Origin of the sequence: Blautia sp. HCP3S3_G3 (assembly GCF_052063365.1) — a bacterium.
GTDB lineage: Bacteria > Bacillota > Clostridia > Lachnospirales > Lachnospiraceae > Blautia_A.
This window is the reverse complement of record NZ_JBQHXR010000002.1, coordinates 224,898-250,077: the sequence shown is the minus strand read 5'-3', so window position 1 is coordinate 250,077 and position 25,180 is coordinate 224,898. Positions and strand designations below refer to the sequence as shown.

The following is a 25,180-nucleotide window of genomic DNA, read 5'->3' as shown; positions in this document are numbered from 1 at the left end:
TTATGGAAAAAACAATGGAAAAAATTGTTGCCCTGGCAAAAGCCAGAGGTTTTGTCTATCCGGGATCCGAAATTTACGGCGGCCTGGCAAATACCTGGGATTACGGCAATCTTGGTGTGGAACTGAAGAATAATGTAAAACGTGCATGGTGGCAGAAATTTATTCAGGAATCCCCGTACAATGTCGGTGTGGACTGTGCGATCCTGATGAACCCGCAGACATGGGTGGCATCCGGTCATCTTGGCGGCTTTTCGGATCCTCTGATGGACTGTAAAGAATGTCATGAACGTTTTCGTGCAGATAAACTGATCGAGGATTACTGTGCAGAGCATGAGATCAAGCTGGAAGGTTCTGTGGATGCATGGTCACAGGAACAGATGATGGATTTCATCAAAGAACATGAAATTCCATGTCCGACCTGCGGCAAGCATAACTTTACAGATATCCGCCAGTTTAACCTGATGTTCAAAACATTTCAGGGTGTTACCGAAGATGCCAAGAATACCGTATATCTGAGACCTGAGACAGCGCAGGGTATTTTTGTAAACTTTAAGAATGTTCAGAGAACTTCCCGTAAAAAAATCCCGTTTGGTATCGGACAGATCGGTAAATCTTTCCGTAATGAGATCACACCGGGTAACTTTACATTCCGTACCCGTGAGTTTGAGCAGATGGAACTGGAGTTCTTCTGTGAGCCGGATACCGACCTTGAGTGGTTTGCATACTGGAAGAAGTTCTGTCTTGACTGGCTGAGCTCTCTTGGACTGAAAGAGGACGAAGTCCGTTATCGTGACCATGACAAAGAAGAGCTGAGTTTCTACAGTAAGGCAACGACAGATGTGGAATTCCTGTTCCCGTTCGGCTGGGGAGAACTGTGGGGTATTGCAGACAGAACCGATTATGACCTGACACAGCATCAGAATGTTTCCGGTCAGGATATGAGCTATTTTGATGACGAGAAGAAAGAGAAATATGTTCCGTATGTCATCGAACCATCTCTTGGTGCAGACCGTATGGTTCTTGCGTTCCTGTGCAGTGCATACGATGAAGAAGTTCTGGATGCAGAGAAGAATGATGTACGTACAGTCCTTCATTTCCATCCGGTACTGGCACCGGTGAAGATCGGTGTGCTTCCTCTTTCCAAGAAGCTGAATGAAGGTGCAGAGAAAATCTACCAGCAGTTATCCAAGAAATATAACTGCGAATACGATGACCGTGGAAATATCGGTAAACGCTACAGAAGACAGGATGAGATCGGAACTCCGTTCTGTATTACTTATGACTTTGAATCTGAGACAGATGGTGCGGTAACAGTCCGTGACCGTGACACAATGGAACAGGTTCGTGTAAAAATTGAGGAACTGGATGCATATTTTGCAGACAAATTTACATTCTGATTTCCTATACAGGGATGTGTCATATCAGAAAACAGAATTTGCCTGACATAACTTTTTAAGTGCATACAACAGGATAAAGGGAGTACTCTGGAAGAGTACTCCTTTTGCAATAACAGGATAATTGACGGATTTCACAGAAGGAGAAAACAAATGGCGAATATGAAAAAGAAACTGTTGTCACTGATTTTATCAGCAGTTATGGTACTTTCTCTGACTGCTCCTGTTCTGGCAACAGAATTTTCCAGCGGGGAAGATGCCTCTGTCGGATTATTTACAGATTCTGAAGCTTCCATCGAGGAAGCTGCAGTTTCCGGTGAAGGGGAAGTCAGAGAGTTTTCGGATGACGGAGAACGGTTGTCTGTGGCTGATTCCGATACAGAGTTTGTAACAGAGCTGGAACCGATTCTGCGTCCGGACCCCTTTACACCTGTAGGAACCGGCTGTGATACGCCGTCAGTGGAGGAAGTACTTTCGGCAGCGTCTTCAGAACTTTATACAGCCGGAGAAAACAGCGGATATGAGGAACTGGATCCGGCAGACGTGAAGGCTCTTCTGAATGCGGTGGATACTTATCGGAGCCTGCTTGTGAAGCGCCAGAATAAGATCACCATTTCGCTGAAGCTGACATTTGATGTAAGTTTGGATGCATGGAATGATCTTGCACTGGATATCCTGCTGCTTGCCATGGAAGAAACAGGGAATTCTGTTGAGGGAGATTATCTGAGATGGAATTTTGCAGGAATCAATGGCGGAAGAGTAGACTACGACAGCAGCAAGGGGGCATACATCATTTCAGAAACCCTCAGTTATTATACGACCTATGAGCAGGAGCAGAAGGTGACCAGTACTGTTAATCGTGTACTTGGAAATCTGGGCATCTCATCCGGGATGACCCCGTATATGAAAATCCGAAAAATCTATGATTATATTTGCAGTACTGTGACTTATGATTATGCGCATGTGAATGATGACAGCTATCTCACACAGTTTACTGCTTATGGTGCAGCCATTGATCAGACAGCTGTATGCCAGGGATATTCCCTTCTTCTGTACCGGATGCTGACAGAAGCGGGAATTACCAACCGTATGATTCCAAGCAGGGATCATATCTGGAATATTGTTTTTTTGAGAGACGCTTTTTATAATGTGGATGCCACCTGGGATGCAGAAGTTTATCCGGAACCATATGAATTCTTCCTGATGGGAGATGAGTATTTTGACAGTCTGGACAGTCATGCCAGAGATGATGATCCATTGTTTGGTGATTATGATTCTGCAGAATTTCGTGAATGTTATCCGACTTCTTATACAGATTATCAGGTTCAGACAAGTGATACTGCACAATGCAGCCATGTGTGGAGTGCATGGGAAGTTGTTTATGAGCCAAGCTGTCTGGAAGAAGGCGTGAAGGGAAGATACTGCAGTGAATGTGGACTGATCGAAAGTGCTTTTATTGCAAAAACTGCTCATAAATGGAAGTATACCTGTAACAAAAATAATACGCATCAGGCTGTATGTACAGTTTGTGGTTCCAGCAAGAAAGAAAGCTGTACCTTTTCCAGTAATACCTGTACGAAATGCAGAGGACAGCGGGTTCTTGCTTCTGCCAAAATCACGAAAGTCAGCTCTGCCGGTTATAATAAGCTGAAAATCACCTGGAATAAAGTGGAGGGTGCAACCGGTTATGTGGTTCAGTACCTGAAAGGCAGTACCTGGAAAGAACTCAAACGGACGACAGCAACTTCCTATACCCATACCGGAACGACGACGTATCCTGTTAAAACAGGTACCACATATTATTATCGGGTGTGTGCCTATTACACGAAGAACAGCAAAAATGTCTACGGCGGATATTCTGCAAAGACCGGCGGCAAGTCTGTTCCGGACAAACCGGTACTGGTAAGTGCGAAGGCTGCTGCTTATAATAAGATTACGATTCAGTGGAAAAAGGCTGCCGGAGCAACCGGATATCTGATTTATCGGAAGAATGGGACAAAGTGGGAACAGATTGCATCTGTGAATGGTTCGGAAACTACCAGTTATACTCACGCATCCTCCGGGGCTTTCCCGGTTATAGCAGGAACGACCTATGTTTATACGGTCCGTTCCTATACAAGCACCGGAAAGACAAAAGGACTGTACGATTCCACCGGAAAATCGGCAAAGACATCCATTGGTACACCCACATTAACATTGACAAAAATCAGTTCCGGGTTAAAGACATCCTGGAAAAAAGTCAGCGGAGCCAGCGGATACCAGATTCAGCGTTATGAAGGCGGGAAATGGACGGTGATCAAAACAGTCAGCTCCAGTACCCTTTCTTATACAGATCAAACGGCCAAAAAGGGAAAAACATATCAGTACAGAATCCGTGCGTACCGTACCTACAGTGGAAAAAGGGTATACAGCGGTTATTCTGCTGTAAAAAAACTGAAACGATAACTGTATAATGAAAAAGCAATCGGCCAATGTATGCATCAGCTTCTTATATTGTGTCTGAAAATTCATTGTGCTGATTTGCGCGAAAAAAGATGCAGAACTGCAGGAAATGCAGGGCTGCATCTTTTTTATGAGAACAGCAAAAGCAGTTTTCTGTTTAATAGTGTGATTTGGAAAAAGCAGTTTTCTGTTTGCAGATGTGGTTTGGAAAAGCCTATGTGATCAAAAAGGGATTTAAAATATTTTGATCACATAGGATTTCTGAAATGTTTCATTCGGCTCCAGGCTGTTGATATCCGGTTTTTCATCCAGAGGACCATGGTATCCGCAATTATCGCAGCGTCCCATCCATGGCTCCAGACATACAAATGGTGCACCGGGGACAGACCAGATGCCGAAATTCGGGAATCCTTCACAGCGAAGCTCCAGATAAGGACTTCCATCCGGAAGAAGAATTCCTGCCCGGGAAATCTGGCTGTGGTCAAATACAAGGGCATCATGATCGAACATGTGCGTATCAAGTCGGCAGTTTCCTTCTGAGAGCTTCAGTTCACAGGTTTTCTCTGCAAAAGCAGTACCGGATGCGGGATCCAGGAGAAGATAAGTCAGAGAATCCTGTCCCTCAAAAGTCAGGGAGTAATCACTGTAATCGGTTCCTTCAAGAACCGGTACCCGGAATGCCGGGTGTCCGCCGATAGTGAAATACATGGATTGGGCACTTTTGTTTATGACTTCCCATGATATCTGGACTTCCCTGTCCGTCAGGGAATGCGTGATCCGCAGTACAAAGTCAAAAGGATACGATGCCCTGGTAGCATCGGAAGAGGTCATTTCGTGAGTAACAGAGGTATCGGATGCTGCGGTACAGAGGAATTCCGTATCTCTGGCAAATCCGTGCTGTCTGGAGGGATATTCCTGTCCGTGTACTCTGTAATGATCACCGTAATGGCGTCCTACATTCGGGAAAAGGACAGGTGCGTGTCGTTTCCAGTAAGCAGGGTCTGCCTGCCAGATCACTTCGCGGTTATTCTTTTTATCATAAATACTGACAAGTTCTGCGCCTGCATCGGAAATACCGACACGCAGATACTCATTTTCCATTGTATGGACCATAGAAAAATCCTCCTGTTTCATGAAATTTTGTGTCAGGGAGAACGGTTCCCATTCCTGTTTCGGCACTGTTTTTGCTGTTAACAGAGTAAATAGAACCTGTTTTCCTGAATACTTTGTGCACATTATAGCACGGAAAAACAGAAAATGCGAGAAAAACACATAAAAATCTACAATTTTTTATTGACTTTGAAAGGAATACTTGTTAGAATTGACAATTATAGGCCGTTGCAGAGGAGGATAAGACTATGGCAAAGAAAAGAAACATCATTGTAGGACAGTCAGGAGGCCCTACTTCTGTTATTAATTCCAGTCTTGCCGGCGTTTATAAGAATGCCATTGAGAGAGGATTTGATAAGGTTTATGGTATGCTTCACGGCATCCAGGGTTTACTGGATGAGCAGTACATTGACCTTTCCACCCAGATTCATTCAGAACTGGATATTGAACTTTTGAAGAGAACACCATCTGCTTTCCTGGGCTCCTGTCGTTTCAAACTTCCCGAAATCCACCAGGACAAGGAAATTTATGAGAAAATCTTCGAAATCTTAAATAAATTGGATATTGATGCATTTATCTACATTGGCGGTAACGATTCCATGGACACCATTAAGAAACTGTCGGACTATGCGATCCTTACCGGTCATACCCAGAAATTCCTGGGTGTTCCCAAGACCATTGACAATGACCTTGCATTGACAGATCATACTCCTGGATTTGGAAGTGCGGCCAAGTATATCGGTGCATCTACGAAGGAAGTCATTCGTGACGCTGAGGGTCTGACATATAAGAAGAATATGATCACCATTATGGAAATCATGGGACGTAATGCCGGCTGGCTGACAGGTGCCACAGCACTTGCCAAGACAGAAGACTGTGACGGACCGGATTTGATCTATCTTCCGGAAGTTCCTTTTGATGTAGATAAATTCCTTGTAAAAGTCAAAGAACTCCTGAGCAAAAAATCATCGATCGTGATTGCTGTTTCAGAAGGTATCAAGCTGGCTGACGGCCGTTATGTATGTGAACTGGGAAGCGTTGGCGATTATGTGGATGCATTTGGACACAAACAGCTTCAGGGTACTGCCACATACCTGGCTAATTTCCTTGCTGCAGAGTGCGGATGCAAAACAAGAGCAGTAGAACTTTCTACTCTTCAGAGAAGTGCATCTCACATGGCATCCCGCGTAGATATCGATGAAGCATTCATGGTTGGCGGTGCCGCAGTCAAAGCAGCAGATGAAGGAGATACCGGCAAGATGATTGTCATTGACCGTGTTTCTGATGACCCGTATATGGCAAGGACTGGTATTTACGATGTACATCGGATCGCCAATGAAGAAAAACTGGTTCCGAGAAACTGGATGAACAAAGATGCCACATATGTAACCAAGGATTTCATTGATTACATCAATCCGCTGATTCAGGGTGATTATCAGCCGATTATGGTGAACGGTCTTCCGAGACATCTGGTACTGAATCTGAAGAAAAAGAGATAAGAAGAAAAGAATCCGAGACCGACAGGTGGGGGCCTGTTGATGAGGAATTTTTGGAGAAGTGTATATGGGATAAAATAGTTGCTGTTTACTGGTTGTGCTCCGGGAACAGTGACAGGAAATTGCCGTACTCTGTGAGATATTTTACAGCGTGCGGCAGTTTTTATATTACAGGAAAGTGCTCCGTATTTTCCTGTAATATTAAAAAGCCTTCCGGGTATTGCAGGAAAGTGCTTCGCATTTTTCTATGACATAAAAATATACTTGACGGCAGCTCAAAAAAAGTGTAGAATCTCTTTAGCTGATTAAACAATTAAAGCTAAGAAGCAAATTCTACGAAGGGAATAAGTAAATTCGGAATTCTGTCATCAGAGAGCTGTTGTGTGGTGTGAAACAGTGTCAGAACTGAGTTGAAGATCCTCCCTGAGAAGGAAGGCCGAACGCCATGTATAAGGTGAGTAGGCTTTTTCGGCTGTTCCCCGTTACAGGAACCGCGTATGCCGGTACGTTGCAGAATCGTACTTGTTTCAATGAGGAGACAGGGTGGTTGCGGATATTTGTCCGTCCCTATTTCAGGGGCGGGCTTTTTTTATATTACAGGAAAGTGCTCCGCATTTTCCTGTAATATAAAAAAGCCTTTATCCTAATCGCAAAAACCAGGTATTTTTCACAGAGATGTGAGAAAACACCTACATTCATTTATCCTATACGAAGAAACAGTGGGTGAAAATTAAAATGAGGAGGAAAGATATGAAAGTCTACAAGAAAATCATGAACGCAGTAGCAGCAGTGGAAAAAATCATTCTGATTGTAACCATGCTGCTCATCCTTGTACTGACAGTGGGAAATGTTTTTTCCCGAAAAGTCATTCATCGTTCCTGGTCTTTTACCGAGGAACTGGTAGTGGCAGTCTTTGTACTGATCACATTGCTGGCAGCAGCTCTGGCAGCAAGGGAGGGAGAACTGGTCAGCCTGACGCTGTTCACAGACCGCCTTCCGGAAAAACTCAAAAAACCTTCCGTGATTCTGATTACGGTACTGAGTATTGCTTTTACCGCAATTCTGTTTAAATATGGAATGGACAAAGTTATTACCCAGCTGGAAAATGGAAAACGTACCTTTGTACTTAACTGGCCGGAGTGGATTTTCTGGTCTTTTGTACCGATTGGTGCAGGATGCATGATTTTGCATTTTGTGGAATATTGCCTGGATTTCTGCCTGGGAGATAAGGAGGAAAAACGATGATCAGTGCAGTCTTATTTATTTCATTCTTTATTTTCCTGGTTCTGGGTGTGCCGATCGGAATCTGTCTGGGATTGTCATCCGTCTGTGCAATTTTGTATTCCGGAACATCCCTGACAATTGTTGCGACGAATATGTATTCCGGAATCAGCAAATTCCTGCTGCTGGCCATTCCGTTCTTTGTATTATCCGGAAACATCATGGCGAAGGCGGGAATTTCCAAACGTCTGATTAAATTTGTAGATACCTGCGTCGGACACAGAAGAGGCGGCATTGCGATTGTCTGTGTTATTGTAGCATGTTTCTTTGGCGCAATTTCCGGCTCCGGTCCGGCAACCGTTGCTGCTCTTGGTGCGGTTCTGGTACCGGCTATGGTGGAACAGGGAGGTTTTTCCGCACCGTTTTCCACAGCACTGATGGCGACAGCCAGTTCGATTGCTATTGTCATACCGCCCAGTATTGCATTTGTGGTATATGCGTCGATTACAGGCGTATCCATCGCAGATATGTTTATGGCAGGTATTGTACCGGGAATCCTGATGGGGGTTGCTCTTGTCATCGTGGTTATGGTGGAAGCCAGAAGAAAAAATATCCAGCCTGTTCAGAAGAAAGCTTCTGCAGCGGAGCGTCTGGCGGCATTTAAAGATGCATTCTGGGGATTTCTGATGCCGGTCATCATTCTTGGCGGAATTTATGGAGGAATTTTCACACCGACAGAAGCAGCAGCGGTATCTGTCGTGTACGGACTCTTTGTGGGTATGGTGATCTATCGGGAAATCAAACTGAAAGATCTGGCAGAAATTCTGATTGAGTCTGCGAAGACAACCGGTGGAATCATGCTGATCGTTGCATGTGCGTCTCTGTTTTCTTTTGTCTGCACCAAATTCGGTATTGCAGAGGCAGCATCCGGACTTCTCGCAGGAATTGCGAAGAATCAGTTTATCTTCCTGCTGATCGTCAATGTGATTTTCCTGATCGCAGGATGTTTTATTGATGCAAACTCAGCCATGTATATTTTTATCCCGATCATGCTTCCGGTATGCAAAGCCCTTGGCTATGATGTGGTGGCATTCGGTGTTATGGCAACGGTAAACCTTGCCATCGGACAGGTGACTCCTCCGGTTGGTGTCAATCTGTTTGTGGCAATTGGCATCAAAATTAAAAAAGGTCTGGAAATTACCCTGCAGCAGATTTCCAAAGCCGTTCTTCCGATGATTGCTGCATGTGTGGCTGTTCTTCTTGTAATTACCTATGTTCCGGAGGTTTCCGTAGCACTTCCCAAGGCACTGGCCAAGAATGGTGCTTACACTGGAATCCAGGAAGAACAGACAGAAACCGGTAATTCTGCAGGCGGAAGCGAGGAGCAGAATTTTAATGATATTGCAGATTACAGTGATCTGGACTGGCCGGAGATGACCTGGAACTTTGCTTGTTCCACAACAGAAACCAGTACCTGGGCAAAAGCCGGTGAAAAATTCGGCGAGCTGATGGAACAGGCTACCGGAGGCAAGATCAAAGTCAATGTTTACGCAGCCGATCAGCTGACCAATGGAAATCAGTCGGAAGGAATTCAGGCGCTGATGAATGGAGACCCGGTACAGATTTCCATGCATTCCAATCTGATCTACTCTGCGTTTGATCCGAGATTTAATGTGGTATCTCTGCCGTTTGCCTACGATTCCGTAGAAGATGCAGATGCCAAATTTGATGGAGAAGCAGGAGAAAAACTGAAGGAAATCCTTGGAGAATACGGATTGCACTGTATGGGTATTGCGGAAAACGGATTTCGTGAACTGACCAACAGTGTACATGAAGTGAAATCCGTGGAGGATATGAAGAACTTGAAGATTCGTGTGGCAGGCTCCAATCTTCTGATGGAATGTTATAAGAGATGGGGTGCAGATGCCACCAATATGAACTGGTCTGAAACCTATACAGCTCTGCAGCAGAACACCGTAGAAGGCCAGGAAAATCCGCTTCCTGCCATCGATGCGGCAAGTGTACAGGAAGTACAGCCATACTGCTCTCTGTGGGATGCCATTTATGACTGTCTGTTCTTCTGTATCAATGAAGAGCTTTATAACAGTTTGACACCGGAGCAGCAGGTCGTGGTAGATGAAGCAGGCCAGAAAGCCGTAGAATATGAGCGCTACATTAACCGCTCCGGCGACGAAGAAATCATGAGCCGCTGGGAAACCAAAAACGGTGTGACCTTTACCGCAAAAGAGGAGATGGACATTGACTCCTTTAAAGAAGCAGTAGAAGGTGTGGATGAGTGGTTTACAGAAGAATTGAAAAATCAGGGCTTTGATGACGCAGAAGAACTTGTGGAACTTTTCACAGAGGATGTAGCTGCAGAACCGTCTTCCGCAGGGGAGGAAATGTCAGGTGTTACAGATTCTGAAGACAGCGTCCAGTCAGAAGATGCGGCAAATGTGTCTATGGATGATTACAGTGATCTGGACTGGGAAGAAACAACCTGGAACTTTGCATGCTCTACTACAGAAACCAGTACCTGGGCCAAAGGCGGCGAGAAATTCGGCGAACTGATGGAGCAGGCTACCGGCGGAAAGGTGAAAGTTAAAGTATATGCAGCCGATCAGCTGACGAATGGAAATCAGTCTGAAGGAATTCAGGCGCTGATGGATGGAGATCCGGTACAGATTTCTATGCATTCCAATCTGATCTATTCCGCATTTGACCCGAGATTTAATGTAGTATCTCTTCCGTTCCTCTTTGATTCCATTGAAGATGCGGATGCCAAGCTGGATGGCGAGGGAGGAGCAATGCTCAATGAAGTTCTTGGAGAATACGGACTGCACTGCATGGGTATCGCAGAAAATGGATTCCGTGAACTGACTAACAGTGTACATGAAGTGAAATCCGTAGAGGATATGAAGAACCTGAAGATTCGTGTGGCAGGCTCCAATCTTCTGATGGAATGTTATAAGAGATGGGGCGCAGATGCCACCAATATGAACTGGTCTGAAACCTATACAGCTCTGCAGCAGAACACCGTAGAAGGCCAGGAAAATCCGCTTCCTGCCATCGATGCGGCAAGCGTACAGGAAGTACAGCCGTACTGCTCTTTGTGGGATGCCATTTATGACTGTCTGTTCTTCTGTATCAATGAAGAGCTTTATAACAGTCTGACACCACAGCAGCAGGCAGTGGTAGATGAAGCAGGCCAGAAAGCCGTAGAATATGAGCGTTACATCAACCGTTCCGGTGATGAAGAAATCATGAGCCGCTGGGAGACGAAGAACGGTGTGACCTTTACAGAGAAAGAAGAGATGGATATGGATTCTTTCCGTGAAGCTGTAGAAGGTGTGGATGAATGGTTCATTGAAGAACTGAAAAATCAGGGATATGAAGACGGAGCTGAACTGGTAGCAGCGTTCCGTTAGAATAGAATGTTACTGTGATCTGAGTGAGCAGTAAAGAGAGAACCGCCGGGGATGAAGAGACATCCTTCCGGCGGTTATTTATGTTGCAGAAGCGTGCTTCGCTTTTTCCTGTAACATAAAAATTTCTGGTCAGGGATTCTTTCCTGAACCACAGGAGTGTGCTTTGTATTTTCCTGTGATGCGAAAATGCTATATAAAAATATAACAAATGGACAGTTTTTTCTGTGAATACAATCTTGGTCAAGCGATGGAAATAAGTTACAATGTATATAAAGAATTTTCAGACAATACGAATTATCGTGGTGAAAATTACAAATGCAGGCGTTTCCGGTAAGCAGCAGGAGAAATTCCATAGCGCATACGGAAAATACGGATCAGAGATTCAGGCTGCTGATAACCGCAGGAATACGCAACAGCGGCAATGGAAAGCGTAGAGGTATCCAGCAGATGGGCGGCTTTGGTCAGCCGGAAATTCTGTATATATTCGATAGGAGTCTGACCAGTCTGTTCTTTGAAAATACTGCTGAAATAACTGCGGTTCAGTCCTACATGATGCGCAATTTCTTCTACCGTAAGAGGTTCTGCGAAATGATTGTGAATATAATCGGCCGCCTGGCGGACATAAAGGTTCCCGTCGGATTTTGGAAGAATTTCCTGGTTCGAAGCGGCAATGACACTGATAAAACGATAGAAATCACCAAGTACTGCGAAGGTGTCTGCGGCGTTGCTGTGATTATGAAGCAGCATGTCTGAAACGCAGCGGTGCAGGATTGCCGATTCGGTGCTTTCAAATACCGGCTGATTCTGAGAAAGCCCGATGGAAGCAATCAGCTGAGAAGCTTCCGTTCCGGAAAAACCAACCCAGATATAGGTCCAGGGTTCGGTGGCATCGGCCATATAAGTGGTCAGATAGTCAGGTTCAATGAGAAAGCCCTGTCCGGCTTTCAGATGATAGTCGGTCTGATTGACGGAAAAGACACCCTTGCCGTCAAGTATATAGTGCAGCAGGTAATAAGAACGGACAGCAGGTCCGTATTTATGACAGGGTTCCGTTACAGAATGACCGAATGTAACGATTCCCAGAGATTGCTGGCGGGGTGAGGGAAGAGAAAAACTGACTGCATTTTCCATGAAGCACGATCCTTTCGTAAATGAGAGTTAAGGCAACGATTCAGCAGCTGCGATCCCGTAATAATGAGGGATGGAGCAGTTCTGATGAAAGATATTTTAGCAGATGTTTTTCACAAATACAATGAATGGAAACGGGAATATTTGATAAAATACAGATGGCAAACATCTGAAAAAATAGGAGGATATCATGAAAAAAATCAAGATTACATTTATGGGAGCCGGAAGCACGGTATTTGCAAGAAATGTACTGGGGGACTGTATGTGTACTCCGGCGCTGCGGGAGGCGGAAATTGCGCTGTATGACATTGATGCAAAGCGTCTGGAGGATTCGGAGATTATTCTGAATGCCATTAACCGGAACATCAACGAGGGACGTGCCGCTATTCGTACCTACCTGGGTGCAGAAAACAGGAAAGAAGCCCTTCGCGATGCGGATTTCGTAGTGAATGCCATTCAGGTAGGCGGTTATGAACCGTGTACAGTAACCGATTTCGAAATTCCGAAAAAATACGGTCTTCGTCAGACCATTGCAGATACTCTTGGAATCGGTGGAATCATGAGAGGTCTGCGGACCATTCCGGTACTGGAAGAATTTGCACGTGATATGGAAGAAGTCTGTCCGAACACCCTCTTCCTCAATTACAGCAATCCGATGGCAATACTGACCGGATATATGCAGCGCTATACAAAAATCCGTACAGTAGGCCTGTGCCACAGTGTACAGGTATGTTCAAAAGGACTGCTGGAAAAACTGGGAATGGAAGACCGGCTGGAAGGCAGAAGAGAAGTAATTGCCGGAATCAATCATATGGGATGGCTGCTGGAGATTTATGACAAAGAAGGAAATGATCTGTATCCGGAAATTCGCGAGCGTGCAGCAAAGAAAAATGCAGAAGAAAAACATGATGATATGGTACGCTTTGAATATATCCGAAGACTGGGCTATTATTGTACAGAATCCAGTGAACATAATGCAGAATACAATCCGCTGTTTATCAAATCCGGATATCCGGAACTGATTGAAAAATACAACATTCCTCTGGATGAATATCCGCGCCGCTGTATCAACCAGATTGAGGGCTGGGAAAAAGAACGTGAGGATATTCTGAAAGATGGAAAAATCACACACGAGCGTTCCAAAGAATATGCTTCTTATATCATGGAAGCAGTCGTAACAGGACAGCCGTACAAAATCGGGGGAAATGTTCTGAATCATGGATTGATTGAAAATCTTCCGGCAGAAGCATGCGTGGAGGTGCCGTGTATGATCGATGCAAATGGCGTAAATCCATGTAAGGTTGGCAAACTTCCGACACAGCTTGCTGCTATGAATATAACGAATATCAACCCGCAGCTCCTGACAATCGAAGCAGCGGTAACAAAGGACCGCAATAAGATTTATCAGGCAGCCATGCTTGACCCGCATACGGCCGCAGAACTCAGCATGGATGATATCTGCGCCATGTGTGATGAACTGATCGCGGCACATGGAGAGTACATGAAAATGTATCGGTAAATCAGAAAGATAAATAATCAGTCCTGTTTGCTGGAAATATACTGAGAAATATGCTGCAGAGTATATTGCTGTGAATCATTGTGATAGATCCTGAATATTACGGCACAGCAGAGTTGCCAGGTCGATGTGATAATCAATGAAAGAATCAATGAAACAATTATCGGTATAGTCGATGAAAGAATCGATGAAACAATTATTGGAATAATCAATGAAAAATCCATATAAAAATCTCCTGCAGAAAACCATCGAATTCTGCAGGAGATTTTTAACGTATAATTCTTAGTGCACACCAGAGAAGAAGAAATGCCATGACCGCATTCATTACCCGGTAATGTGCGTTATACAGACGTTTCAGGAGATTTCCGGCAAATGCCCAGATGAGGTTCCCGATAGCTCCAAGAATCATAAGATATATGGCAAACAGGAAAAGCAGGGGGATACTGCTTTCCCATGGGAGAATAAAAGTGGAAAACATGGTCAGTCCGTATAGAATAATTTTTACGTTCAAAAGTTGGAGAAAAAGTCCCATCAGATAGGATGGTTCTTTTTCAGCAGCAGAATCGGCAGGTGGTTGGCGCCGGAAGGTCTGCCAGGCAAGATAAAGAATATAGGCAGCACCGGCATATTTCATGTATGCCTGAATGCCTGGAATGACTTTGCTCAGAGTACTGCAGAACAGTCCGCTGAGACACATCAGAGTCAGAGAACCGGTCCAGATTCCAAGCATCAGACGGAGATTTTTCCGGATTCCATATTTACTGGAAGTGGATAATAACAAAATATTGTTCGGGCCCGGAGACCAGACGGTGATGGCTGCAGAAACAGTCATATTAAGAAAAACGGATAATGGCATTGCGTTTTTTCCTTTCATTCCATGATAATCACTGTCTATAAAAACAGGTACCTTTATTTTATCATGGCAGGAAAAACAAGGCAAATGGAATTGCATAGATGCGTGACTATTAAATAATTCTGAATTATTCACGGAACAGTATCTGAACTAAAAAACAGATCCATGAATCAAACAATTGTTTCATGCAGCCATAGCCTTACTCCATAACCCCGTCAAAAGGGTATATTATCCCTGTGACAGATTTCAGAGTAGTTATTGAGCTGTCAAGGTTCATTCATAGCTGCTATTCCAGCTGTACATTTAGTTTGCTGATCTATAAAAACTGAAAAATAATAATAAATCACATAAAAATGCAGAATAAAACAACTAAAATACGAAAAAGTGTGATATAATAACGAACACAAAGAACAAACACAAAGAACAAACACAAAGAACGAAACGTGATATGCAGTAAAATGAAAACACACATAGATCCATAAGAAAACGAGGTGAAGTATATGCTGAAAAACTGGACACCGGGAGAAATCCCTACGAAAGACGAAATCAATGAACGGTTGGAAAAAGCTCGTACCAGGCTCTATGAGCTGCAAATGAAAATCAAGGAACACAAACTTCCGGTACTTGTTCTTTTTGAGGGATGGGGAGCATCAGGAAAGGGCAGTACCATCGGGAAAATCATCAGAAATATCGATCCGCGATTTTTCAAGGTTGCGACGATGTCAGCGCCAACAGAAGAGGAACTGCGCAGGCCATTTCTGTACCGTTATATGAAACAGATTCCGGAAGCAGGAAAGTTTACATTTCTGGATTCCGGCTGGATGGAAGAGACCACCAGAGCATGCCTGGAAGAAAAGCTTGCAGGTGATGATTATGACAGAAGAATCGACAGTATCAAACGCTTTGAACGGCAGCTTACCGACAATGGATATCTGGTTCTGAAATTCTTTATGCAGATCGGCAAAGAAGAGCAGACTGCCCGTATGGAACATCTTCTGGAGAGCAAGGATACAGACTGGCGCGTTTCAGAATCTGACAGATGGCAGAATAAACATTATAAGAAATGCAGAAAAGTATTTGACCGTTATCTGACAGATACCAATATGTCCACATCTCCGTGGTATATTATTGATGCGTCCGAAAAGAAATGGGCAGAGCTGCAGGTGCTGGAGGTTCTGGTAGAAGGAATTGAAGTTGCCATGCAGAACAGTGCTCATTCGGTGCCGATTCTCCAGAATGTATTTCCACTGGTAAAAATGCCGAAACTTCAGGAAATCGAACTGGAGGGCAAAGTTATCGAGGATGACGAGTACCGTGTGGAATTGAAAAAGCTGCATAAGAAACTGGGAGAACTCCATAACCGGATTTACCGCAAACGGATACCGGTGATCATCACATATGAGGGCTGGGATGCGGCAGGCAAAGGCGGCAATATCAAGCGGATTACCGGCGCACTGGATCCAAGAGGTTTTGAGGTACATCCCATTGCAAGTCCGGAACCTCATGAAAAAGCCCGTCATTATCTGTGGCGTTTCTGGACGAGACTTCCCAAAGACGGACATATTGCAATTTTTGACCGTACCTGGTATGGCCGTGTGATGGTGGAACGTCTGGAAGGCTTTTGCAGTGAGAATGACTGGAAGAGAGCTTATAATGAAATCAATGAATTTGAGAAAGAGCTTTCTGACTGGGGTGCTGTGATCATTAAGTTCTGGGTGCAGATCGACAAAGATACACAGCTGGCACGTTTTACTGACCGTCAGAATAATCCGGAGAAGCAGTGGAAAATTACGGATGAAGACTGGCGTAACCGTGAAAAATGGGATGATTATGAGGTGGCTGTCAATGAAATGCTTCAGAAGACAAGTACCGCTTATGCACCGTGGCATATACTGGAATCCGCAGATAAGAAATATGCCCGTATAAAAGCGTTGAAAATCGTAATAGAAGAAATCGAAAAGGCACTTGAGTGATGCATGGCCTTCTAAATGAAAAAGGAAACAGGTCGGGAGATGGTGATAAAACCGTCTCCTGGCCTGTTTCCTTTTGGTGAACATGCTTATTATCTTGCAGCTACAGACAATGATAAATTTGTGAGTACAGATGAATTGTAGGTTTACGGATGCATCCAATTTCTAACCTGCGAACACAGATGAGTTGTAAGTCTCTGTCTGCATAAAATTTCATTCTGCAAGCGGATGATTTTTCACTCTATGGACGAAGATAATTCTTCATGGTTTTCAGCGCATTTTTTTCCAGGCGGCTGACCTGTGCCTGGGAAATTCCGATTTCATCGGCAACTTCCATCTGCGTTTTTCCTTCATAAAAACGCAGTTCAATGATATGGCGTTCCCGATTATTCAGACGCTGCATGGCTTCCCGGAGAGAAAGATCTTCAATCCAGCGATCTTCCCGGTTTTTCTTGTCGCTGATCTGATCCATGACATAAAGCGTATCGCCGCCTTCTGTGTAAACCGGTTCGAAGAGACTGACAGGACTCTGGATGGCATCCATGGCATAGACGATCATTTCTTTTTCAATGCCGATCTCTTCTGCGATTTCCGCGATGGTGGGTTCTTTGTCGTGATGACGGAGATAATTCTCTTTTGCGTAGATTGCTTTGTAGGCAATGTCGCGAAGGGAACGGCTGACACGTATAGAATTGTTATCACGTAAATAACGGCGGATTTCTCCGATGATCATGGGCACCGCATATGTGGAAAATTTGACATTCAGTGTGGTGTCAAAGTTATCAACGGCTTTCATCAGTCCGATACAGCCAATCTGAAAGAGATCATCTGCATTTTCACTGCTGTTCTGAAACCGTTTGATCACGCTTAAAACCAGGCGCAGATTTCCTTTGATGTACAGTTCCCGGGCTTCCATATCACCTTCCCTGATCCGCCTAAACAGTTCCTCTTTTTCCTCAGGCTTCAGTACGGGAAGCTTTGCGGTATTGACTCCGCAGATTTCTACTTTATTAAGCGCCATCTGAATGATCCTCCTTATCTTCTTTTGCTATTAAAAATGATTCTCAAATGGGAGGATAAATATACTTTTTTCGGGAAAATATAAAAAATATAAGCCCTTGACAAAGGACGATGACGCAGATGAATCAGAATGCCGGCGATGGGACAAAGTTCATCCGGAGTGCTCCTTGTGGAAGCATTTTTCTTCTGTGATATTGACGAGAATGATATCCTCACCAATCTGACAGATACATTCCCAGGGGATGATGAATTCGCTTTCTCTTGCGAACAGGCTGCAGAATTTTCCTGGACCTGGAACGATAAGCGCGGTGAGACATCCGGTTTTGCAGTCGAATTCCACATCTGCCGGACATCCCAGACTGCGGCAGGTACAGGTATTGATAATTTCCTTTTGCTTCAGATCACATACACGCATGAGAAAACCTGAGCTTTTTTATTTATTTATGCAGAAAAAAACGGCATTATACCCGCACTTTTATTGACATAAAACGGAAAAATAAAGTATAATATCGGCAGAAAATGATGAAGGATTACATGCATGAGCAGGGGAGGAAAATGCAGTGAAATGTCCGTTTTGTAATCAGGAAAATACCAAGGTTGTGGATTCCAGACCGGTAGAAGATACGAACTCTATCCGGAGAAGAAGAATGTGTGATGCCTGCGGCAAACGTTTTACCACATATGAAAAAGTGGAGACGATTCCGCTGAGTGTGATCAAAAAAGATCAGAACAGAGAGCAGTACGACAGAGCGAAACTTCAGGCGGGGATTTTGCGTGCGTGCTATAAGAGACCGATTCCGATTGAGAAAATCGAAATCATGATGGATTCCATTGAAGGGGAAATTTTTAATACGGAAGAACGGGAAATTCCAAGTACAAGAATCGGCGAAGTGGTTATGGAACATCTCAAGGATCTGGATGCGGTGGCATATGTACGATTTGCTTCTGTATACAGAGAGTTTAAAGATGTCAGCACATTTATGGATGAACTGAAGAAATTTATGGAACCATAAAGATGGATGATTGTCGGAAAGAACAGAGGAGAATCCGGTTCTTCTTCCGTTTTTGAAATGCAGAATACTATCTGGCGAGGAAGTTGAAAGTAACGGCATAATGGCAAAGAAAAGTGCCCATCCGGGAACCAGAGCAGTTTTCAAACATGCTCTGGTCTCAGGTGGACACTTTTTTCTGTGCAGCAGTAACAGGAAAGAATCCTGTTACTGCATTAAGAAATTTTGTCTGATGATTTAAGAAGACAGGAATTAAACGATTCCCTGTGCTTTCATAGCATCGACAACTTTTTCAAATCCGGCAATGTTTGCGCCGACTACATAGTTTTCTTCCATATCGTAACGTCTTGCGGCATCATCCACTTTTCTGAAGATGTCTTTCATGATTGTGTGAAGTTTTTCATCCACTTCTTCTGCACTCCAGGAAATTCTCATGGAGTTCTGGCTCATTTCAAGAGCGGAAGTAGCTACACCGCCTGCATTGGCAGCTTTGCCAGGCATGAAAAGAACGCCGTTTTCCATAACATAATTGGTTGCTTCCAGAGTAGTAGGCATGTTGGCACCTTCCACAATATATTTACATCCGTTTGCAACCAGTGTTTTTGCACCGTCAAGACCAAGTTCATTCTGAGTAGCACATGGCAGATAAACATCACATTTGATATTCCAGATGCCGAGACCGTCTGTATAAGTAGCGCTTTCTACACGGTCTGCGTATTCTTTGATACGTCCGCGTTTTACTTCTTTGATATCTTTTACGATATCCAGTTTGATGCCGTCCGGATCATGGATGAATCCGTTGGAGTCACACATGGCAACTACTTTAGCGCCAAGCTGAGTAAGTTTTTCTACTGCGTAAATAGCAACGTTGCCGGAACCGGTTACGATGGCAGTCTTGCCTTCCGGAGAATCGTTGTGTGCCTTCATGATTTCATTGAGCATGTAAACCACACCATATCCGGTAGCCTGTGTACGAACAAGAGAACCGCCATAGGTAAGTCCTTTTCCAGTAAGGACACCTTCGTAAAGACCGCGGATTTTCTTGTACTGTCCGAACAGATAGCCGATCTCACGGCCGCCGACACCGATATCACCAGCAGGTACGTCTGTATCAGCACCGATGTATTTGCAAAGCTCTGTCATAAAGCTCTGGCAGAATGCCATAACTTCTCTGTCGGATTTGCCTTTCGGGTCAAAGTTGGAACCACCTTTGCCGCCGCCGATCGGAAGACCTGTCAGAGAATTTTTGAAAATCTGCTCGAAACCGAGGAATTTCAAGATGCTCTGGTTAACGGACGGATGGAAACGAAGTCCTCCCTTGTATGGTCCGATTGCGCTGTTGAACTGGATACGGTATCCTTTGTTGACCTGAACAACACCCTTGTCATCTACCCACGGTACGCGGAAAGAGATGATTCTTTCCGGCTCAACAAGACGTTCCAGGATGGAAAGTCTGCGGTATTCCTCTTCGTTTCTGTCGATTACGACTTTCAGGGAATCCAGGACTTCCTTAACTGCCTGATGGAATTCCGGTTCACCCGGGTTCTGTGCTACGACTCTCTCGTAGACTTCTTCTGTGTAAGACATTGTAATTTCCTCCTCATCCATTTGAATAACAAATAAATCGATGTTATTATACACTAAAGTGATACAAATGAAAAGAGTGAGAATAAATTTTTTTTTCGCTTGCGTAATATCCGTAAATGTGAGATTATATTAAGAATACAAATGGTATCTGTGAGACAGATCCATAAGATGAGGAGTGATTAGAGTAATGCGAACATTTGAAAAATCTTCAAAACTTGATAATGTACTGTACGATGTGCGGGGTCCAGTGGTTGATGAAGCCAGCAGAATGGAAGAAGACGGTATGGAGATTCTGAAACTGAATATCGGAAATCCTTACCCGTTCGGTTTTTCCGCGCCGCAGGAAGTCATTCTGGATATGCTGAGCAATATCCGTACTTCTCAGGGCTATTCCGATTCCAAGGGTATTTTTTCCGCGAGAAAAGCGATCATGCAGTATTCTCAGCTGAAAAAGATTCCAAATGTGACCATGAATGATATTTATACAGGAAATGGAGTCAGTGAGCTGATTAATCTGTGTATGCAGGCGCTTCTGAATAACGGGGATGAAATTCTGATTCCTTCTCCGGACTATCCTCTCTGGACAGCAACAGCAACACTGGCAGGAGGCAAGGCAGTGCATTATGTCTGCGATGAACAGTCGGAATGGTATCCGGATATGGATGATATCCGCAGTAAGATCACAGACAGAACCAAGGCAATTGTTATTATCAATCCCAATAACCCTACAGGAGCGGTATATCCCAAAGAAGTACTGGAGCAGATTGTCCAGATTGCCAGAGAACATGAACTGATCATTTTTTCTGATGAGATTTATGACCGTCTTGTCATGGATGGGTATGAACATACATCCATTGCTTCACTGGCACCGGATGTTTTCTGTGTAACCTTTTCCGGATTGTCCAAATCTCATATGATCGCCGGTTTCCGTATCGGATGGATGATCTTAAGCGGAGCCAAAGACAGGGCAAAAGGATACATAGAAGGAATTAAGATGCTTTCTTCCATGCGTCTTTGCTCCAATGTACCGGCGCAGTCTATTGTACAGACGGCCCTTGGCGGATATCAGAGTGTGAATGAATATATCCAGCCGGGCGGACGTATTTATGAGCAGAGAGATTTTATTTACAAAGCCCTGACTGATATTCCGGGAATCACAGCTGTGAAACCGAAAGCAGCTTTTTATATTTTCCCGAAGATCGATACGGAGAAATTCAACATTACGGATGATGAGCAGTTTGCGCTGGATTTCCTTCATGAGAAACAGGTTCTCTTGGTACCGGGCAAGGGATTCAACTGGCAGCATCCGGATCACTTCCGTGTTGTTTATCTGCCGAATGTTCTGCAGCTGGAAAAAGCAACGAAAAAACTGGCAGAGTTCCTGAGTACCTACAGACAGGGAAGATAAAGACAACTGAATGACATAAAAAAATAAGAGTAACGAGTAGTGTTTATCACGTAAATCCAGTTGATAAGCACTACTTTTTTATTTTTGCTGTTTCGGATGGGGACGCGGCCTGTTTGAATAACCTTAAAAAATATGAATGGAGGAAATAACATGGCAGCACATGAAATGAAGATCCGAGTGATGAAGACAGTTTCCGAAGGGACAAAAGAAATCATTCTCGGCAGAGTAAAAAAGAAAAATCTGGAAGAAATTTTTTCCGAACGTACGGCGCTGGCACTTATACATGGAGATGTGTGCGATATGATCTATGTCAGTGACCTTGCACAAAAAACATCCAGTGTGGAAGTTTTTGAAATTCCGGGAAGCTGTCCACAGCATATGACATGTCTTGGGATTATGGGGGATGTTTCTGCAGTAGATGCAGCAGTACAGAGAATAAAAAAAGAACTGTGCTGACAACGGCGGGATTTCGTGTTATAATAAAAAACGAATCAAAATTCTGGGAATGAGGAGGGAAACTGATCGGTAAAGCTGAGAGAATGAAAGGGGTATTATAAAATATGACAAGATTCAACACAAAAGTAACACCAGAAATCGAGAGACTCACAGATATTTGTACGGGTCATACCAGTATGGATGTGTCTCTCTACGGAAAGTACGATGTGAAACGTGGACTGCGTGACATTAATGGTAAAGGCGTTCTTGCCGGATTAACTCAGGTATCGAATGTGAAAGCGACCAGCATGGTAGACGGAAAAGAAGTTCCGTGTGCGGGAAGTCTTTCTTACAGAGGTTACGATATCAAAGACCTGACAGGCGGTTTCGTGAGAGATCATCGCTTCGGATTTGAAGAAACGACGTATCTTCTTTTGTTCGGAGAACTGCCGAACGAAGAGGAATTGAATAATTTTAAGAAACTGCTGGCTAACCAGCGCTCGCTGCCAACTAATTTTGTCCGTGATGTTGTGATGAAGGCACCAAGTAAGGATATTATGAATGCTCTTTCCAGAAGTGTGCTTACCTTGTATTCTTATGATACCAATCCGGATGATATTTCTCTGCCGAATGTTTTGCGGCAGTGCCTGAATCTGATCAGCGTATTTCCATTGCTGTCTGTATATGGATATCAGGCTTATAATCATTACATCAGAGGCAAGAGTTTATATATTCACAATCCGAAAAGGGAATTATCTACAGCCGAGAATATCCTGAGAATGCTTCGCCCGGATAAGAAGTATACGGATCTGGAGGCGAAGATCCTGGATCTGGCCCTGATTCTTCATATGGAGCATGGCGGAGGCAATAACTCTACGTTTACGACACATGTGGTATCTTCTTCCGGTACAGATACCTATTCTGCTGTTGCTGCTGCACTTGGGTCTCTGAAGGGACCGAAGCATGGCGGTGCGAATATTAAGGTAGTCAGCATGTTCCAGGATATGAAGAAAGAAGTGAAAGACCCTGAGGACGAGGAAGAAGTGAGAGATTATCTGAAACGCCTTCTTCACAAGGAAGCCTTTGACAGAAGAGGTCTGATTTATGGAATGGGACATGCGATTTATTCCGTATCTGATCCCCGTGCCGAAGTTCTGAAGGGATTTGTAGAAAAACTTGCCGAGGAAAAGGGCAGGATGAAAGATTACCGTCTGTATTCCATGGTGGAGCGAATGGCTCCGGAGGTGATCGCGGAAGAAAGACGGATCTATAAGGGCGTCAGTGCCAATGTGGACTTTTACAGCGGTTTTGTATACAGTATGCTTGATCTTCCGCTGGAACTGTATACACCGATGTTTGCAGTGGCAAGAATTGTCGGATGGAGCGCCCACCGTATGGAGGAACTGATCAATACGGATAAGATCATTCGTCCGGCATACAAAAATGTGCTTGAGGCAGCGCAGTATGTGCCGCTTCACGAGCGATAAAGGCGGGAAATACATGTTTCGATGTTTTTTTCCGGATGAATACCGGGATTCGACTTATGAAATCGATTTTGACAAATTGTACCGGGAAGGGTACCGGGGTCTGCTCTTTGATATTGACAATACACTTGTTCCCCATGGAGCACCTGCGGATGACAGAGCCATTGCTCTGTTTGCCCATCTGAAAGAACTGGGCTTCAAAAGCTGTTTTATTTCCAACAATAAAATTGGACGAGTGTCTTCTTTTAACGATTCGGTTGGGGAACGTTTTATTGAGAATGCTCATAAACCGTCGGTGCGCAATTATCTCAAAGCCATGGAGCTTCTGGGAACAGACACCGGCAATACGATTTTTATCGGCGACCAGCTTTTTACGGATATTTATGGAGCGAAGAGGGCGGGAATCCGCAATATTCTTGTGAAGCCGATCGATCCGAAGGAAGAGATCCAGATCGTTCTGAAACGATATCTGGAAAAAATCGTACTATATTTTTACCAGAAGGAGGAAAGGAATTCATGAACCATATTGTAATTATCGGATTTATGGGTTCAGGAAAAACGAGAGTGGGAAAACGTCTGGCACAGGAATACGGTCTGCCGTTTATTGATGTGGACAGAGTTGTCACTAAGAAAATGAATCTGACAATCAGTGAAATTTTTCAGAGATTCGGGGAACCGTATTATCGTGCACTGGAAACACTGGTAATTAAGGAACTGACCAATGATAAGGAGCGAAAGGTGATTTCCCTCGGTTCCGGACTTCCCATACAGGAACAAAACCAGAAATACCTTAAGGATCTGGGAACGATCATTTATCTGAAAGGCTCTCTGGAGACGCTGAAGAAACGACTGGAGGCCGGAAGCAATAATCCGCTTCTGGAGGGAGACGACAGAGAAGATAAGATCAAAAAACTTCTGAAACAGCGTGATCCGGTCTATGCGAAGTATGCGGATATTGAAGTGATCACAGGAGTGAAGCCTTTTGAAGCTTTAATTGAGGAAATTAAGGAAAAATTGGAAGCATTCGAAAAAAATAGTTGAAAAAACTCGATAGGTATTATAGAATAGTTGATAGTGAAGCACAATAAGGAGGAAATATTATTATGATTTCAGCAGGTGATTTCAAAAACGGCATCACACTTGAGATTGACGGCAATGTTTGCCAGATTGTAGAATTTCAGCATGTAAAACCAGGAAAAGGTGCAGCATTTGTCAGAACCAAATATAAAAATATCATTACAGGATCTGTACTGGAAAAATCTTTCCGTCCGACTGAAAAATTCCCGCAGGCTCGTATTGAACGTGTGGATATGCAGTATCTTTATAATGATGGTGAATTATATTACTTCATGAACGTAGAGACATTTGATCAGGTTGGTCTTACTGCAGAGCAGGTTGGTGATTCTCTGAAATTTGTAAAAGAGAACGAAATGGTTAAAATCTGTTCCCATAACGGAAATGTATTTGCTATTGAGCCGCCATTATTCGTAGAACTGGAAGTAACTGAGACAGAACCTGGTTTTGCAGGAAATACTGCACAGGGTGCTACCAAACCGGCTACTGTTGAAACAGGCGCACAGGTTCAGGTTCCTCTGTTTGTTAACCAGGGTGATAAGCTGAAAATCGATACCAGAACAGGTGAATATCTGTCTCGTGTATAATGTTGATTGAAGAATCC

General features: G+C 44.0%; 20 protein-coding genes and 1 other annotated feature. Of the genes, 14 read left to right on the top strand and 6 right to left on the bottom strand.

From position 1 onward, the window contains the following. The first annotated feature begins 2 nt into the window (after positions 1 to 2). Both ACTNEW_RS04845 and ACTNEW_RS04840 read left to right on the top strand, forming a co-directional pair. Positions 3 to 1,397 (top strand): glycine--tRNA ligase, encoded by a 1,395-nt coding sequence (locus ACTNEW_RS04845; protein WP_441058551.1) that lies wholly within the window; start codon positions 3 to 5, stop codon positions 1,395 to 1,397. Positions 1,398 to 1,547: 150 nt separating this feature from the next. Further along, complete coding sequence (locus ACTNEW_RS04840) at positions 1,548 to 3,839, top strand: transglutaminase domain-containing protein (RefSeq protein WP_441058549.1); 2,292 nt, start codon at positions 1,548 to 1,550, stop codon at positions 3,837 to 3,839. Positions 3,840 to 4,070: 231 nt separating this feature from the next. Here the strand turns inward: ACTNEW_RS04840 and ACTNEW_RS04835 are convergent, their stop codons facing one another. After that, positions 4,071 to 4,949, bottom strand: a complete 879-nt coding sequence (locus tag ACTNEW_RS04835) for an aldose 1-epimerase family protein (protein ID WP_441058547.1) — start codon at positions 4,947 to 4,949, stop codon at positions 4,071 to 4,073. Positions 4,950 to 5,194: 245 nt separating this feature from the next. Here ACTNEW_RS04835 and ACTNEW_RS04830 point away from each other — a divergent pair, with 245 nt between their 5' ends. The 3 genes from ACTNEW_RS04830 to ACTNEW_RS04820 all read left to right on the top strand — a co-directional run bounded on the left by ACTNEW_RS04830 (position 5,195) and on the right by ACTNEW_RS04820 (position 11,091). Then, positions 5,195 to 6,445 (top strand): 6-phosphofructokinase, encoded by a 1,251-nt coding sequence (locus tag ACTNEW_RS04830; protein ID WP_441058545.1) that lies wholly within the window; start codon positions 5,195 to 5,197, stop codon positions 6,443 to 6,445. A gap of 323 nt (positions 6,446 to 6,768) precedes the next feature. Beyond that, positions 6,769 to 7,014 (top strand) — a binding site (T-box leader). 178 nt (positions 7,015 to 7,192) lie between these two features. After that, positions 7,193 to 7,687: a TRAP transporter small permease gene (locus ACTNEW_RS04825; protein WP_441058543.1), complete on the top strand. Its 495-nt coding sequence runs from the start codon at positions 7,193 to 7,195 to the stop codon at positions 7,685 to 7,687. Then, positions 7,684 to 11,091, top strand: a complete 3,408-nt coding sequence (locus tag ACTNEW_RS04820; RefSeq protein ID WP_441058541.1) for a TRAP transporter large permease subunit — start codon at positions 7,684 to 7,686, stop codon at positions 11,089 to 11,091. The genes ACTNEW_RS04825 and ACTNEW_RS04820 overlap by 4 nt, the downstream gene beginning before the upstream one ends. Positions 11,092 to 11,400: 309 nt before the next feature. Here ACTNEW_RS04820 and ACTNEW_RS04815 read toward each other — a convergent pair whose 3' ends face one another. Then, positions 11,401 to 12,222 (bottom strand): AraC family transcriptional regulator, encoded by an 822-nt coding sequence (locus ACTNEW_RS04815; RefSeq protein ID WP_441058539.1) that lies wholly within the window; start codon positions 12,220 to 12,222, stop codon positions 11,401 to 11,403. A 187-nt stretch (positions 12,223 to 12,409) separates the two neighbouring features. Here ACTNEW_RS04815 and ACTNEW_RS04810 point away from each other — a divergent pair, with 187 nt between their 5' ends. Then, complete coding sequence (locus tag ACTNEW_RS04810) at positions 12,410 to 13,738, top strand: alpha-glucosidase/alpha-galactosidase (protein ID WP_441058537.1); 1,329 nt, start codon at positions 12,410 to 12,412, stop codon at positions 13,736 to 13,738. A gap of 265 nt (positions 13,739 to 14,003) precedes the next feature. Here the strand turns inward: ACTNEW_RS04810 and ACTNEW_RS04805 are convergent, their stop codons facing one another. After that, entirely contained in the window at positions 14,004 to 14,591 is a 588-nt protein-coding gene (locus ACTNEW_RS04805) for a LysE family transporter (protein WP_441058535.1), read from the bottom strand. A 497-nt stretch (positions 14,592 to 15,088) separates the two neighbouring features. On the opposite strand from ACTNEW_RS04805, the gene pap reads away from it, so the two are divergent. Next, on the top strand, positions 15,089 to 16,561 hold the full coding sequence (gene pap / locus ACTNEW_RS04800) for a polyphosphate:AMP phosphotransferase (protein WP_441058533.1): 1,473 nt from the start codon (positions 15,089 to 15,091) through the stop codon (positions 16,559 to 16,561). Between the two features lie 238 nt (positions 16,562 to 16,799). On the opposite strand, the gene sigG is transcribed toward pap, so the two are convergent. Both sigG and ACTNEW_RS04790 read right to left on the bottom strand, forming a co-directional pair. Beyond that, positions 16,800 to 17,579: an RNA polymerase sporulation sigma factor SigG gene (sigG, locus tag ACTNEW_RS04795; RefSeq protein WP_441058531.1), complete on the bottom strand. Its 780-nt coding sequence runs from the start codon at positions 17,577 to 17,579 to the stop codon at positions 16,800 to 16,802. Between the two features lie 150 nt (positions 17,580 to 17,729). Then, entirely contained in the window at positions 17,730 to 17,993 is a 264-nt protein-coding gene (locus ACTNEW_RS04790) for a YlmC/YmxH family sporulation protein (RefSeq protein WP_441058529.1), read from the bottom strand. Positions 17,994 to 18,138: 145 nt separating this feature from the next. Here ACTNEW_RS04790 and nrdR point away from each other — a divergent pair, with 145 nt between their 5' ends. After that, complete coding sequence (gene nrdR / locus ACTNEW_RS04785; protein ID WP_441058527.1) at positions 18,139 to 18,591, top strand: transcriptional regulator NrdR; 453 nt, start codon at positions 18,139 to 18,141, stop codon at positions 18,589 to 18,591. A gap of 249 nt (positions 18,592 to 18,840) precedes the next feature. On the opposite strand, the gene gdhA is transcribed toward nrdR, so the two are convergent. Beyond that, positions 18,841 to 20,175, bottom strand: a complete 1,335-nt coding sequence (gene gdhA, locus ACTNEW_RS04780) for an NADP-specific glutamate dehydrogenase (RefSeq protein ID WP_441058525.1) — start codon at positions 20,173 to 20,175, stop codon at positions 18,841 to 18,843. 187 nt (positions 20,176 to 20,362) lie between these two features. Between gdhA and ACTNEW_RS04775 the strand changes: the two genes are divergently transcribed. The 6 genes from ACTNEW_RS04775 to efp all read left to right on the top strand — a co-directional run bounded on the left by ACTNEW_RS04775 (position 20,363) and on the right by efp (position 25,163). Then, entirely contained in the window at positions 20,363 to 21,583 is a 1,221-nt protein-coding gene (locus tag ACTNEW_RS04775) for an aminotransferase class I/II-fold pyridoxal phosphate-dependent enzyme (RefSeq protein WP_441058523.1), read from the top strand. A 150-nt stretch (positions 21,584 to 21,733) separates the two neighbouring features. Beyond that, positions 21,734 to 22,039, top strand: a complete 306-nt coding sequence (locus ACTNEW_RS04770) for a BMC domain-containing protein (protein ID WP_441058521.1) — start codon at positions 21,734 to 21,736, stop codon at positions 22,037 to 22,039. Positions 22,040 to 22,143: 104 nt separating this feature from the next. Continuing rightward, a complete protein-coding gene (locus ACTNEW_RS04765) occupies positions 22,144 to 23,505 on the top strand; it encodes a citrate/2-methylcitrate synthase (RefSeq protein WP_441058519.1) in 1,362 nt (453 codons plus the stop codon). 13 nt (positions 23,506 to 23,518) lie between these two features. Continuing rightward, the gene (locus tag ACTNEW_RS04760) at positions 23,519 to 24,022 is read left to right on the top strand and encodes a YqeG family HAD IIIA-type phosphatase (RefSeq protein WP_441058516.1); all 504 of its coding nucleotides are present in this window, start codon (positions 23,519 to 23,521) and stop codon (positions 24,020 to 24,022) included. Further along, entirely contained in the window at positions 24,019 to 24,543 is a 525-nt protein-coding gene (locus ACTNEW_RS04755) for a shikimate kinase (protein WP_441058514.1), read from the top strand. The genes ACTNEW_RS04760 and ACTNEW_RS04755 overlap by 4 nt, the downstream gene beginning before the upstream one ends. Positions 24,544 to 24,605: 62 nt before the next feature. After that, the gene (gene efp / locus ACTNEW_RS04750; RefSeq protein WP_441058512.1) at positions 24,606 to 25,163 is read left to right on the top strand and encodes an elongation factor P; all 558 of its coding nucleotides are present in this window, start codon (positions 24,606 to 24,608) and stop codon (positions 25,161 to 25,163) included. Positions 25,164 to 25,180 lie beyond the last annotated feature (17 nt).